Raw genomic sequence first — 13,241 nt, forward strand, 5'->3', positions numbered from 1 at the left:
CCATCGACCTCAAAGGCCTGATCGGGCAGCAAGTGCTGACGCACCTGCTGCCCGAACGACGGCTGCGCACTGCGCCCCGCGTGGTCAAACGCGCGATCTCCAAACACCGCGCCAAAGGCCCCGTGAACAGGCGAACCTACAAAGCCACCCTCGACATCGCCATCATCGCCAGCCCTTAACTGAACGGCATTGCCTCTAGGGGGTGATCGGCGGTGACGCTGCGCACCCGCACGGAACACGATCGAGTGACCTTTATCAGAGGAGTGCGTGGCTTTGCGGGAAACTGGCGCGCGCGAGCTGTTTTCCGTCGTACCGGTCGGATAGACTTTGTGTCGCAGCCGAGCACGTCACGGCTGTGTTTCCGAAGAACGCGGGACCCTACCGAATCAGGTGAGTTCATGACGCTGTCAATCGAGACCGCCACGACCGACGCCGGGGTCGTCACCGTCGAACTGGCCGGCGAGGTCGACTACGCGACCGCCCCCCAGATCCGCGAGACGATCACCAACGCCCTCGAGGCCGGCGGAGCCACCGCCATCCGCGTCGACGTCGCCAAGGTGACGGTCCTCGACTCCACGGGCATCGGCACCATCGTGGTGGCCTACCGGATCGCCCGCGAGATGGGCGTCGCACTGGCCGTCGTCAATCCCAACCGCTTCATCACACGCCTGTTCACCGTCGTCGGCGCCGAGGAACTCCTCGAGGAGCCGACCGAGACGTTCTCGAGCAAGGAACGCAGCGCCGCCGGCTAGTCCGCGGCACGACTACGAACGTATGCCCGCGCCCCGGTTCCGCCGGGGCGCGAGTGCGTTCCGCAGCGCCTCGAAAGCTCGGCTTTCGCGCACATCGCGGCGGGGGCGATCGTGCGAAACGCCGTTGTGGCGAACGAGACTTCCACGCGTATCAGCCTGCTGCGCAGCACATTCGCAGCGCCTCGAGTGACCGGCCCCGCAACGGCGTTACCGGTACTACACTTTTTCCTCCCCCCGGTTACCCTTGACTCCGGGGACTGCCGTCCCCTTCCACGCAGCGTCAAAGAAGAGGCGATTCAGTCGTGTCGAGTGCGACTCCGGGCAATCCGTTGACCGATTTCGGTGCCAATGAATGGCTGGTCAACGAGATGTATGAGCGTTACCGCGAAAACCCCGACAGTGTCAGCGCCGGGTGGCGCGAGTTCTTCGGCGGCGATCCGACGGGAACCGCGTTCGCCGAAGACGGCGAGGCCAAGGCGGAAGCGGCCGCCGCCGCACCCGCCCCTGCCGTCGAAGTCGCTCCCGAGCCTGTCGCAGAGCCGGTCAAGGCCGCCCCGGTCGTCGAAGCGGCACCCCAACCCGAGCCGGTGAAGGCCCCTGCCGCTGCGTCCCCCGTTGCAGATCCCGCGAAGAAGGCGACTCCGAACGTGAACGAACCAGGCACCAAGCCGCTCAAAGGCGTCGCGGCCAAGGTGGCCCAGAACATGGACGCGTCCCTGGAGATCCCCACGGCCACCTCGGTGCGTGCGGTCCCCGCGAAGCTCCTGTTCGACAACCGGATCGTCATCAACAACCACCTCAAGCGCGGCCAGGGCGGGAAGGTCTCCTTCACCCATTTGATCGGTTACGCGCTGGTGCAGGCCGTCAAGGCCCACCCGGGCATGAACGCCTCCTACAAGGAGATCGACGGCAAGCCGCAGCTGGTCACCCCGGACCACATCAACCTCGGCCTCGCGATCGACCTCGCCCGGCCCGACGGCTCCCGCACGCTGGTGGTGCCCTCGATCAAGAACTGCGAGTCGATGGACTTCCGCGAGTTCTTCCTGGCCTACGAGGACCTGGTCCGCAAGGCCCGCAACAACAAGCTCACGATGGAAGACCACGCCGGGGCGACGCTCACGCTCACCAACCCCGGCGGGATCGGCACCGTCCACTCCGTGCCGCGCCTGATGAAGGGCCAGGGCCTCATCGTCGGCGTCGGCGCCATGGAGGTGCCCGCCGAGTTCGCCGGAGCCTCCGACGAGACCCTCTCCGACCTGGGCGTCTCCCGGATCATGACGGTCACCTCGACCTACGACCACCGGATCATCCAGGGCGCCGAGTCCGGCCAGTTCCTGGCCACGCTGCACAAGCTGCTGCTCGGCGACGGCTTCTTCGACGAGGTCTTCCGCTCGCTGCTCATCCCCTACGAGCCGGTGCGCTGGGTCCGCGACGTCTCCAAGACCCACGAAGGCCAGATCGACAAGAACGCCCGGGTCATCGAGCTCATCCACGCCTACCGGGTCCGCGGCCACCTCATGGCCGACACCAACCCGCTGCACTACGAGATCCGCCGGCACCCCGACCTCGACATCCTGTCGCACGGGCTGACGCTGTGGGACCTCGACCGGACCTTCCCCGTCGGCGGCTTCGCCGGCCAGCAGCGCATGAAGCTGCGCGACATCCTCGGCGTGCTCCGCGACTCCTACTGCCGCCGCGTCGGCGTGGAGTACATGCACATCCAGGACCCCGAGGAGCGCGCGTGGATCCAGCGCCGCATCGAGGTCCCGTTCGAGAAGCCGAAGGTCACCGAGCAGAAGCACATCCTCGGCCGCCTCAACGCCGCCGAGGCGTTCGAGACGTTCCTGCAGACGAAGTTCGTGGGCCAGAAGCGCTTCAGCCTCGAAGGCGGCGAATCGCTCATCCCGCTGCTCGACCGCGTCCTCAACGAGGCCGCCACGGCGGACATCGACGAGGTCGTCATCGGCATGCCGCACCGCGGGCGCCTGAACGTGCTCGCCAACATCGTCGGCAAGAAGCTCTCCAAGATCTTCACCGAGTTCGAGGGGCACATCGACCCCAAGAGCATCGGCGGCTCCGGCGACGTCAAGTACCACCTGGGTCTCACCGGCAAGTTCACCTCCCCTGACGGGCGCAGCGAGACCGTCGTGTCGGTCGCGGCCAACCCGTCGCACCTGGAGGCCGTGAACCCGGTGCTCGAGGGCATCGTGCGCGCCAAGCAGGACCGCCTCAACCTGGGCGAGGACGGCTTCACCGTCATGCCCGTGGCGATCCACGGCGACGCGGCCTTCGCGGGCCAGGGCGTCGTGGCCGAGACGCTGAACCTCTCGCAGCTGCGCGGCTACCGCACCGGCGGCACCGTGCACGTGGTCGTCAACAACCAGGTCGGCTTCACCACCGCCCCGGCGCACTCGCGGTCCAGCCTCTACTGCACCGACGTCGCCCGGATGATCCAGGCGCCGATCTTCCACGTCAACGGGGACGACCCCGAGGCCGTGTGCGAGGTCGCGAAGCTCGCCTTCGCATACCGGCAGGAGTTCAACAAGGACGTCGTCATCGACATGGTCTGCTACCGCCGCCGCGGCCACAACGAGGGCGACGACCCGAAGATGACCAACCCGCAGATGTACCAGGTCATCGACGGCAAGCAGTCCGTGCGCAAGCTCTACACCCGCGCGCTCATCGGCCGCGGCGACATCACTATGGAGGACGCCGAGGAGGCCCTCGCGGACTACCAGGCCCAGCTCGAACGGGTCTTCCGCGAGACCAAGGAGGCCCTGGCCGGGCAGACCGGCCCGCTGCCGTGGCGCCACCAGCCCGAGCCGGTGGCCGACGTCGACACCTCCGTCGACGCCGAGACCATCGCGATGATCGGCAAGGCCCACACCACGCTGCCGGAGGGCTTCGGCCCGCACAAGGCCGTCCGCAAGGTCCTCGAGAAGCGCAGCGAGATGTCCACTTCGGGCACCGTCGACTGGGCCTACGCCGAGACCCTCGCGTTCGGTTCGCTCCTCATGCAGGGCAAGCCGATCCGCCTCGCCGGCCAGGACTCGCGCCGCGGCACCTTCGTGCAGCGCCACGCCGTCGTCGTCGACCAGGCCACCGGCGCGGAGTACACGCCGCTGGCCCACCTGGGCGAGCAGGCCGCGAAGTTCTTCGTCTACGACTCGCTGCTCTCGGAGTTCGCCGCGGTCGGCTTCGAGTACGGCTACTCGGTGGAGAACCCCGAGATGCTGGTCCTGTGGGAGGCCCAGTTCGGCGACTTCGTCGACGGCGCCCAGACCATCACCGACGAGTTCATCTCCTCCGGTGAGGCCAAGTGGGGCCAGCACACCGGCCTCACGCTCCTGCTGCCGCACGGCCACGAAGGCGCCGGCCCCGACCACACCTCGGGCCGCATCGAGCGGTTCCTGCAGCTGTGCGCCGACGAGAACATGCGCGTGGTCAACTCCACGAGCCCGGCGAACTACTTCCACCTGCTGCGCCGCCAGGCCCTCGACCCGGTCAAGAAGCCCCTCGTGGTCTTCACGCCGAAGTCGCTGCTGCGCCACAAGGCCGCCGTCAGCCAGCTCGAGGAGTTCACCACCGGCCGCTTCCAGCCGGTCCTGCACGACACCGCGATCGCGAGCGGCCAGATCCGGGCCGAGGACGTCAAGCGGGTCCTGCTGTGCTCGGGCAAGGTCTACTACGACCTGGCCGCCGCCCGCGAGAACCGCGGCGTCACCGACACCGCGATCCTGCGCGTCGAGCAGCTCTACCCGCTTCCGGCCGAGGAGCTCAAGCGCGCGCTCGCCGCGTTCCCGAACGCGACCGACACCGCGTGGGTCCAGGAGGAGCCGGCGAACCAGGGCGCCTGGTCGCACATCGCGCTCAACCTGCTCGAGCAGCTCGGCGGGGTCCACCTGCGACGCATCTCCCGCCCGGCCGCCGCCGCGCCGTCCACCGGCTCGCCGAAGGTCCACGAGGTCGAGCAGCAGGCGCTGGTCGACGTCGCGGTCCCGCAGCCGCAGTAGCGCACAACGCGATAAGGAGCAGGGGAGGCCGAATGGCCTCCCCTGCTTTTCTCTCGCCCCGTAACTTTACCGGTAACGTTTCGGCGACAACGAACTTTACGGACATTGCAATATCGCTTTCTCTGCATACCTGCCCTTGACGGAGCAGATGAGAACGATAACAATGGCTCCACGGCCCACCCCCCGACCGGCCCACCCGATAAAGAATCACATTGGAGTGATGCATTGATGCCGAATCATCCCTCGCCCCCTGGCTCTGCCTCTATACCGGGTCTTTCCAGACGGGCACTCCTCACCGGCACCGCGGCGGCCGCCGGGATAGGCCTGGCCGGCTGCGGCTCGGTCACCGGAGGATTCAGCGGCAAGACTCAGGTGAAGCAGTGGAACCTGCTGGCCGGCGCCGACGGCGCGGTCATGACGGAGATGCACGACCAGTTCTCCGCGGAGCACTCCGACATCGAGCTCGAGGCCACGACCTTCGGCTGGGGCACCCCGTTCTACACCCGCCTCGTCATGGGCGCCTCCGGCGGCAACGCCTCCGACATCGCCACGATCCACCTCTCGCGCCTCAAGAGCGTCTCGCCCCAGACCCTCCTGGACCCGATCACTGTCGACGAGCTGCAGGCCCACGGCCTCGACCCGGCCGACTTCCCCGAGAAGATCTGGGAGAAGTGCTTCGTCGACGACCAGCTGTACGCGCTGCCGATCGACACGCACGCACTGGTCAACTACTACAACAAGGACCTCTGCGCGCAGATCGGCGCCCTCACGCCCGAGGGCACCCTCATCGAGACCACCGGCGTCGAGCAGTACTTCGACCTCCTCCGCGCGGCCAAGGAGATCACCGGCCAGTACGGCACCTCCCTCGACACGCTCGGCGGCTGGCGCCAGTTCTGGGCCTGGTACCGCCAGGCCGACGGTGAGATGACCTTCACCGAGGACGACTACGAGATGGACGACGACAAGGCGCTCCAGGCCATCGAGGTCATGTACAAGATGGCCGAGGAAGGGCTGTGCCCGCCCTTCGCCGACGGCGGCCAGTGCGCCTCGAACTTCGAGAACGGCGCCGCCGCCTTCGTCCAGGTCGGCAACTGGGAGATCAACCGCTTCAAGCTCTTCGGCGGCGACAACCCGGAGTGGTTCTCCATGACCGAGATGCCGGACTTCTTCGGCAACCACCGCACCCAGGGCGACTGCCACTCCTATGTGCTGCCGTACCACAACGCGTGGGGCGAGGGCGTCCGCGAGGCCACCCTCGAATACGCGTCCTGGATGCTCCAGCACAGCTTCACGTGGGGTGCGGGCGGCGGCCACACCCCCGCCTACCTGCCCGTCACCGAAGGCGCCGAATACCAGGAGCTGCAACCGAACTCGGAGTACTCGGGAGTGGTCGAGAACGTCCAGTTCGACCCCGACGTGTGGTTCTCCGGGTCCGCGGCCCGCCTGTTCGACGAGACCGGCGCGATCTTCAACCAGGTGTACGGCCTGCAGATGACCCCCGAGGACGCCCTCGCGGAGATCAAGTCGCGGATCGAGACACTGCTGGCCCTCCCCAACCCGGTCGACTGAAACGTTGCATTAGGACTCCCGATGACTGTGAAAACCGTGGCGCCCGCATCGGCGCCGGCCGCGATGACGCGGCCCCCGACCCCCAACGGGGCGAAGAAGAAGCAGTGGGCAGGACTGTGGTTCGTCCTTCCCTTCGCCGCCTTCTACGCGCTCTTCCTGGTCTGGCCGACCTTCCTCGGCCTGTACTACTCCTTCACCGACAAGAGCCTCACCGGACGGCCCGCGAGCTGGGTCGGCCTGGAGAACTGGGCCGAGGCGTTCGGCGACGAACGCGCCTGGGCCGCACTGTGGAACACCGCCGAGTTCACCCTGTACTCGACGCCGCCGCTGGTGATCCTCGCGATCGTCTTGGCGCTCCTGGTGAACCGCGCCCGCAAGCTCGGCTGGTTCCTTCGGATGGCGTTCTTCGCGCCGTTCGTGGTGCCCGTCTCCGTCGTCACCATGGTGTGGATCTGGATCTACCAGCCCGACGGCGGCCTGCTCAACCACTACCTGCAGCTGCTGGGCATCCAGGACGCCGCGGCGCCCACGCTCTGGCTCCAGGACAAGGGCACCGCCATGTGGTCGGTCGTCATCACCACCGTGTGGTGGACGATGGGCTTCAACTTCCTGCTGTACCTCGCCGCACTCCAGACGATCGACCCGAACGTCTACGAGGCCTCGAGCATCGACGGCGCGAGCTGGTGGCGGCAGCTGTGGCACATCACCCTGCCCCTGCTCAAGCGCACCACCGCGCTGGTGATCACCCTGCAGCTCATCGCCAGTCTGCGGATCTTCGACCAGATGTACCTCATGACGGGCGGCGGTCCCGACCGCGCCACCGAGGTGGCCATCCACTACATCTACATCTCCGGTTTCGAGGGCTACCGCATCGGCTACGCGTCGGCGCTGTCCTACGTGCTGTTCGTCCTCATCCTCATCGTCTCCATCGTCCAGTTCCGGCTGTTCTCCCGGAAGGAGGACTGACATGACCGCAGTGCAAGAGAAGCAGGCCGCCGCCCCGTCGGCGCGGCCGGTGGTCCGCCGCCGCTTCAGAAGGCCCTCCGTCGGCGCCGTCATCGTGTACATCGCCGCGGCCGCCCTGGCCGTGATGTGGCTGCTGCCGCTGCTGTGGGCGCTGTCCACCTCCTTCAAGGAGGAGACCGAGGCGAGCCTCGGCCAGCCCATCCACTGGATCCCGCAGGACTGGTCGATCCAGGGTTACCGCACGCTGTTCGAGCGCGGCGACCACCTCACGTGGATGATCAACTCGACGATCGTCTCGACCATCGTCACCGTCCTGACGCTCGTCCTGTGCGTCTCGGCCGCGTACGGGTTCTCCCGGTTCGACTTCCCGGGCAAGAACGTCATCTTCGGTGCGATCATCGCCGGTCTGATGGTGCCGGGCCAGGCGCTCATCATCCCGCTGTTCGACCTGGTGAACGACCTGCACCTGGCCGGGACCTACTGGGGCCTGGCGCTCCCGCAGGTGGTCGCGCCGGTGATGGTGTTCATCCTCAAGCGGTTCTTCGACGCGATCCCGCGCGACTACGAGGAGGCCGCGAAGCTCGACGGCGCCGGGCACCTCCGGGTGCTGTGGAACGTGATCCTGCCGCTGTCGGGCCCGATCATGGCCGCCGTCGCCATCTTCACGTTCATCGGCTCGTGGAACAACTTCCTGTGGCCGCTGCTCGTGGCCACCGACCCGTCGATGATGACCCTGCCGGTGGGTCTGGGCGTCGTCTCGGGCGGTTACGGCCTGTTCTACGCCCAGAACATGGCCGCGGCGGTCCTCGGAGCGCTGCCGCTGCTGATCATCTTCCTGATCTTCCAGAAGCAGATCGTCAAGGGCGTCGCGGGCGTCGGCCTGAAGTAACCACGCCTCGAAGCGAAAGCGGGGCCGGGCAAGCCATGGCAAGGCTTGCGTGCCATGAATTGGCACAGCCCGGCCCCGCTTTCCCTTTCCCTGCCCCGATGTCGTTCAGCAGCGCTGCCCGTCAGAAGATGCCGTCACTGACGAGGCAGGAGGCCGGTGTGTAGCCGACCGTGTCGCCGTGGCGGACGTGGATCCACTCGGTCTCCCATTCGAGTCCGTTGCAGCCCAGGGACTTCTCGCCTTTGGTGGAGGTGCAGGAGCCGTTGATCTCGGTGCCGTTCATGATCCGCGCGAGGCGCCTGGAGCTCCAGTCGGTCTCGGTGAAGATCGAGACGCCGAATGTGGCGTCGACGTGGTACTTGCAGAGGAAGAGCTGCTCGGCGGTCCAGCCCTCCGCCAGGATCGCGCGCTGCGCGCTGATCGGATGCGCGTCGGTCCCCGAGATCCCGGCCCCGCCGTTCTCGGACGCGGCGCTCTCCCCGTGCCTGGCCAGTGCGATGGCCACGACCATGATGGCCGCCGCGATCGCGACCCGCACCAGGAGCTTCTTCGTGATGGCCCACGTGCTCCCGGCCGCGGATTTGAACCCGTCTTTGACCCGTCCCATTGTCGACATGGCCGCTCTCCCCCTTGCGCACCCCCGAACCTGTTGGCGGTGACATCCATTACAGGGTGTACGCAGGCGGGCCCGCCCGGAGGACGAACCCGCCAGAAAGCGGGCCCACTGTCGTACTTACGACGTTGGGCTTCTAGCCGTTGGTGACGATGACCTTGCCGAAGGCCTCGCCCGAGGCCAGGCGTCGCAGCGCCCGCTCGGCGTCGGCGAGCGCGTAGGTGGAGTCGATGACGGGCTTGACCTCCCGTTCGGCGCAGAAGCGGAGGAGTTCGACCAGTTCGTCCCGGGTGCCCATGGTCGAGCCGAGGATCTCGAGCTGCTTGAAGAAGACGTGCCGCAGGTCGATCCGGGGGGCGTGGCCGCCGGTCACGCCGCAGATGACGAGGCGCCCACCGGGCTTGAGGGACTTGATGGAGTGCTCCATGACCGGCTCGCCGACCGAATCGACGACGATGTCCACGCGTTCGGGCAGGCGGCCGCCGGCCTCGGTCGGCACGGCGCCGAGTTCGGCGGCCTTCTCGCGGCGTTCGGGGCTGCGGCCGGTGGCGTAGACGCGCGCGCCGAGGGCTTTGGCGAGGACGATCGCGGCGGTCGCGACGCCGCCGCCGGTGCCCTGCACCAGGACCGCGCCGTCCGCTGCGGGGAGGCGTCCGCGGGTGGTGAGCATCCGCCAGGCGGTGAGGTAGGCGGTGGGCAGGCAGGCGGCCTCGGCCGCTGTCCAGCCCTTGGGGGCGGGCAGCAGGTTCCGCTCAGGCACGGAGACGTACTCGGCGAGCGTCCCTGGGTGCAGCTCGGAGAGGAGTGTCCGCTTGGGATCGAGCGTCTCGTCGGCGAGGGAGGCGTCCCCGATGACCGGGTACACGACCACTTCGTCGCCGTTCTCGGTGCGCCCCACCGCGTCGGTCCCGAGGATCATCGGGCACTGGTCGGCACGGAGGCCGACACCGGCCAGCGACCAGAGGTCGTGGCGGTTGAGCGAGGCGGCGACGAGTGCGACCCGCGTCCAGTCCTCGGGAACGGCCGGAGGCTCGATCTCACCCACCGAGAGGGCGGCGAAGGGGTCGTCGGGATTCACGTTGCGGGCGTATGCGGCGAGCATCGGGATTGACCTCCGTCTTTGCGGCGCTTGCGAGCCGAAGCTCGCCGAAACGGCGTTTTCACTGTCCAACATGGCGTTCCGTGAGGAACCGTGTCGCGTCTCTTACTGTAGGGGCCGGGCCGAAATCGCCTCCCGGAGAGGTAGGGTCGGCGATGGAATCACACCCACTGGAAAGAAGCGGAGGGGCAATGTTCAAGCCTCTGTTCAAGCGGCTGCTGCCGCAGATCTCGGCTTCGGCTCACTGCGATCTGCCTTGCGGGGTCTACGACCCGGCACAGGCCCGCATCGAAGCGGAGTCGGTCAAGGCCATCTGCGAGAAGTACCAGGCCAACGAAGACCCTGAGTTCCGCACGCGCGCGCTGATCATCAAGGAGCAGCGTTCGAACCTGGTCAAGGAGCACCTGTGGGTGCTCTGGACCGACTACTTCAAGCCGCCGCACTTCGAGAAGTACCCGCAGCTGCACACGCTCGTCAACGAGGCGACGAAGCTCGCCGGGGCCTCCGGCTCCAAGGGCTCCGCCGACCCGAAGGTCGCCGAGGAGCTGCTTGCGAAGATCGACGAGATCGCCAAGATCTTCTGGGAGACCAAGCAGGCCTAGCGGTTGTTACCCGCTGGCGCCCGCCGCAGTCGCTGCTCGAAGCGCCCGATACCGCCACCAGCGGTGCCGGGCGCTTCGTCTTGTTCCGCCGCTGCTCAGTACCCGTCGGTGGTGACGCTGCCGGCCCACACCCAGTAGCCCGTGAGGAAACCGGCCGAGATGCGGCACATGGGCCTGCCGTTGACGATCGAGCGCCGGTCGAAGGGGGCGTTGGAGCGGTTGGCGAACTTCACGATCCGGGAGCTGCTGAAGCGTCCGTTGGTGCCGACCTTGTAGCAGGTGACCTCGGTGTTCGCCGGGAAGGTCAGTCTCCGCGCGGGGTAGCAGGTGGTCGGCAGGTACTCGCCGACCAGGTAGGCCTTGGGGAAGTTCTCGCCGATCCACCAGCCCGCGTAGGTGCCGGCGTTGATGCGGTAGTAGATCCCGCGGTCCTTGATCCGCCGCCGCCGGTTCGCGGGCGCCTGTGTGGCGCGGGAGAACGTCACCGTCTTGCGGGCGAGCTCCTTGTCGTTCTTCGAGGGCACGTAGTCGCCGTCGGCGTCGGTGTCGAATTTGTACAGGGTGTGGCTGCCCGCGGCGAAGGCGATGTTGGCGCCGGTGGCCAGCGAGACCCAGGGGTAGTCGTCCGTGAGCTGATCGGTCATGCGGGCGAAGCGGGGGCTGCCCGTCTGCCAGTGCAGCTGCCGGAACAGGTTGATGTGGTGCTGGTGGTACGACACGGTCGGGATCCGGTGCGTCTGGCAGTAGTACGAGATCCAGCGCTGGTTGCGCAGCAGCGGGAAGTAGCGGTCCATCGTGGTGCACGCACCGTCGAAGAGCGCCACCGCCAGCTCGTTGCCGGTCGCCTGGATGTAGTCCCACAGGCCGAACATGGCGAAGATCATGCCGTTGTACGTGTAGTCGCCCGTGCCCGGCGTATTGCCCGGGTATTCCTGGATCCACAGGTAGCCGGCGCTGTTGCGGTTGACCACCCAGGGCGTGCCGTCGTCGGCGAGGAGCAGCGAGGCGAAGGCGCCGTCGGCGGCCGTGAGGTACAGCGCGCGTTCCTCTTCGGTGACCCCGTCCAGTTCCGCGAGCTGGATGAAGAGGCTGATCGCCTCGCCCTGGGCCATCCCGGAGTACCAGGGGGCCTGGTAGTCGACGCCGCTGTGGGTGGTGTGGGTGAAGTCGAAGGGGTACGGGAAGTACCAGGCGCCGCGGGCTTCCACCCGGGTTTCGATCAACCGACCGGCCTGGGCCTTCGCGCGGGTCAGGAACAGCTCCTTGCGGGCGGGGTCCAGCTCGGTCCGGTAGCTGGTGATGCAGCCGAGGCCGAACTGGATCTGGGTGACGGGCTGGTCGTAGCCCGGCTGGCCGAAGTCGGGCCGGTACTGGATCACGCCGTCGGCGTCGAGGTAGGTGTTCTTGGTGTTCGGGGTGACGTTCTCCCACCTCGTGGGCCGGTCCCGCCAGGGCTTCATGGCCTCGGGCAGATCCGCGACGGCACGGTAGCCGTTCTGGTTGAAGGTGAAGGGCAGGGAGTCCGGCAGCTCCTCCAGCGCCTCGACGTCCGGTGCGTCGCGCGGGTCGGGCACGTGTCGGCTCGGCGGCGCGACGCTGCCGCCCTCCAACTGCTCCGGCAGCGGCGGGAGCGGGGTCCCGGTCGGCACGTCCACAGCCACGGGGGCGCTCTCCAGCAGCTCGACCGGAGGGTTCGTCTGCGGGCCGGCACTGAGCGCGACGACGCTTCCTGTGGCGGCGACCGCGGCGCCGCCGGCGAGATGCATGAACCGTCTGCGGTTCAGGGCAGATTGGTCTGTATCGGTCATGTTCGAACCCTCCGATTGAAGTCGACGACGACTGTGCAGCCGCGCAGCCGCTTCGACTCCCACTTCGGAGTGTCAGTTCGGACTCGAATCGGAGCTTGACCAGGAGGTACACGCCACAGGGGTTTCGGGGGTTGCAGGGCGCCTATCGAAGTCGCGGTTGCCTGCACCGGTTGGCGATCCGCGCCGAAGCCCGCTCAATGGCCCGGCGGTCGGAGCGCGCCGGACGCTCTCCGGAGCGCGGGCCGCTTCGAGACACTTCACCGCCCGCGGCCCCCGCGGAATGCGATGGGAATCCCCGCGGCCTCTGACGCGTGATTCCGCCAGGGTGGTACCCGCATCTCGGGGCGCCGCACTATTCTTTACAGCGAGAGGGCGGGAGTCCTTCGGCCCCTCAGTCACAGGAAGCGGCGATGCCGGTGAGCGATGAGCGCGAGGACGTGCTGCTGCTCGACGTGCCCTCGACAGGCGACTACCTGTCGGTCCTGCCGACCGCCACCGCGGCGGTGGCGACCCGGCTCGGGTTCTCGCTCGACGAGATCGAGGACCTGCGGGCGGCGGTCAACGCCGCCGTGGCCCTGCTGATCCCCGCCGAGCACGGGCGCCCGCGCCCGTTCCGGAGGAAGACCGGCGACCACCCTCTCCACTGCCGCCTCGCGGTCGGCGAGGAGACCCTCCAGATCGCCCTGAGCCGCCCCAAGGGCGAGCCCCTCCCCGATGCCGGCTCCTACCAGTGGCAGGTCCTCAGCGCCCTCACCGACGAGGTCGAGGCCCACGTCGAGGACTCGACCACCACCATCAGAATCAGCCAGCGCCGCCCGGCCACCGAAGCCGACGCCGACACCCAGCGCCACCAGATCTACTGAGCCCCAGCTCAACCCCGAATGTCGTACCCCTCGGATACGTTGGTTCGACCATGCAAATTCATGGCAC

The 13,241-nt window shown here is 67.7% G+C and carries 10 protein-coding genes; 7 read left to right on the plus strand and 3 right to left on the minus strand.

From position 1 onward, the window contains the following. Positions 1-398: 398 nt before the first annotated feature. From ACFO8M_RS05565 to ACFO8M_RS05585, 5 genes are all read left to right on the plus strand, one after another. Complete coding sequence (locus tag ACFO8M_RS05565) at positions 399-752, plus strand: STAS domain-containing protein (RefSeq protein WP_143015085.1); 354 nt, start codon at positions 399-401, stop codon at positions 750-752. Positions 753-1,054: 302 nt separating this feature from the next. Further along, on the plus strand, positions 1,055-4,765 hold the full coding sequence (locus tag ACFO8M_RS05570) for a multifunctional oxoglutarate decarboxylase/oxoglutarate dehydrogenase thiamine pyrophosphate-binding subunit/dihydrolipoyllysine-residue succinyltransferase subunit (protein WP_387971712.1): 3,711 nt from the start codon (positions 1,055-1,057) through the stop codon (positions 4,763-4,765). 372 nt (positions 4,766-5,137) lie between these two features. After that, on the plus strand, positions 5,138-6,334 hold the full coding sequence (locus ACFO8M_RS05575; RefSeq protein ID WP_387971714.1) for an extracellular solute-binding protein: 1,197 nt from the start codon (positions 5,138-5,140) through the stop codon (positions 6,332-6,334). A gap of 21 nt (positions 6,335-6,355) precedes the next feature. After that, entirely contained in the window at positions 6,356-7,300 is a 945-nt protein-coding gene (locus ACFO8M_RS05580; RefSeq protein WP_387971716.1) for a carbohydrate ABC transporter permease, read from the plus strand. A 1-nt stretch (position 7,301) separates the two neighbouring features. After that, a complete protein-coding gene (locus tag ACFO8M_RS05585; RefSeq protein WP_387971719.1) occupies positions 7,302-8,189 on the plus strand; it encodes a carbohydrate ABC transporter permease in 888 nt (295 codons plus the stop codon). 121 nt (positions 8,190-8,310) lie between these two features. Here ACFO8M_RS05585 and ACFO8M_RS05590 read toward each other — a convergent pair whose 3' ends face one another. Together ACFO8M_RS05590 and ACFO8M_RS05595 are read right to left on the minus strand one after the other, a co-directional pair. Further along, complete coding sequence (locus ACFO8M_RS05590) at positions 8,311-8,805, minus strand: hypothetical protein (RefSeq protein WP_387971722.1); 495 nt, start codon at positions 8,803-8,805, stop codon at positions 8,311-8,313. A gap of 133 nt (positions 8,806-8,938) precedes the next feature. After that, positions 8,939-9,904 (minus strand): zinc-binding dehydrogenase, encoded by a 966-nt coding sequence (locus ACFO8M_RS05595; RefSeq protein WP_387971724.1) that lies wholly within the window; start codon positions 9,902-9,904, stop codon positions 8,939-8,941. A gap of 188 nt (positions 9,905-10,092) precedes the next feature. Between ACFO8M_RS05595 and sodN the strand changes: the two genes are divergently transcribed. Further along, a complete protein-coding gene (gene sodN / locus ACFO8M_RS05600; protein ID WP_387971727.1) occupies positions 10,093-10,503 on the plus strand; it encodes a superoxide dismutase, Ni in 411 nt (136 codons plus the stop codon). A gap of 95 nt (positions 10,504-10,598) precedes the next feature. Here the strand turns inward: sodN and ACFO8M_RS05605 are convergent, their stop codons facing one another. Next, positions 10,599-12,311, minus strand: a complete 1,713-nt coding sequence (locus ACFO8M_RS05605; RefSeq protein WP_387971730.1) for a D-glucuronyl C5-epimerase family protein — start codon at positions 12,309-12,311, stop codon at positions 10,599-10,601. Between the two features lie 410 nt (positions 12,312-12,721). Here ACFO8M_RS05605 and ACFO8M_RS05610 point away from each other — a divergent pair, with 410 nt between their 5' ends. After that, positions 12,722-13,174 (plus strand): anti-sigma regulatory factor, encoded by a 453-nt coding sequence (locus ACFO8M_RS05610; RefSeq protein ID WP_387971733.1) that lies wholly within the window; start codon positions 12,722-12,724, stop codon positions 13,172-13,174. Positions 13,175-13,241: the final 67 nt, after the last annotated feature.

The sequence above is a fragment of the Glycomyces rhizosphaerae genome, assembly GCF_042647865.1.
GTDB classification, from domain to species: Bacteria; Actinomycetota; Actinomycetes; order Mycobacteriales; family Micromonosporaceae; genus Glycomyces; species Glycomyces rhizosphaerae.

Excerpts from the sequence above, each read along its gene's own strand:
- ACFO8M_RS05580 (WP_387971716.1), top strand. The coding sequence starts at position 6,356 with ATGACTGTGAAAACCGTGGCGCCCGCATCGGCGCCGGCCGCGATGACG.
- ACFO8M_RS05590 (WP_387971722.1), bottom strand. The coding sequence starts at position 8,805 with ATGTCGACAATGGGACGGGTCAAAGACGGGTTCAAATCCGCGGCCGGG.
- ACFO8M_RS05595 (WP_387971724.1), bottom strand. The coding sequence starts at position 9,904 with ATGCTCGCCGCATACGCCCGCAACGTGAATCCCGACGACCCCTTCGCC.
- sodN (WP_387971727.1), top strand. The coding sequence starts at position 10,093 with ATGTTCAAGCCTCTGTTCAAGCGGCTGCTGCCGCAGATCTCGGCTTCG.
- ACFO8M_RS05565 (WP_143015085.1), top strand. The coding sequence starts at position 399 with ATGACGCTGTCAATCGAGACCGCCACGACCGACGCCGGGGTCGTCACC.
- ACFO8M_RS05610 (WP_387971733.1), top strand. The coding sequence starts at position 12,722 with ATGCCGGTGAGCGATGAGCGCGAGGACGTGCTGCTGCTCGACGTGCCC.
- ACFO8M_RS05605 (WP_387971730.1), bottom strand. The coding sequence starts at position 12,311 with ATGACCGATACAGACCAATCTGCCCTGAACCGCAGACGGTTCATGCAT.
- ACFO8M_RS05585 (WP_387971719.1), top strand. The coding sequence starts at position 7,302 with ATGACCGCAGTGCAAGAGAAGCAGGCCGCCGCCCCGTCGGCGCGGCCG.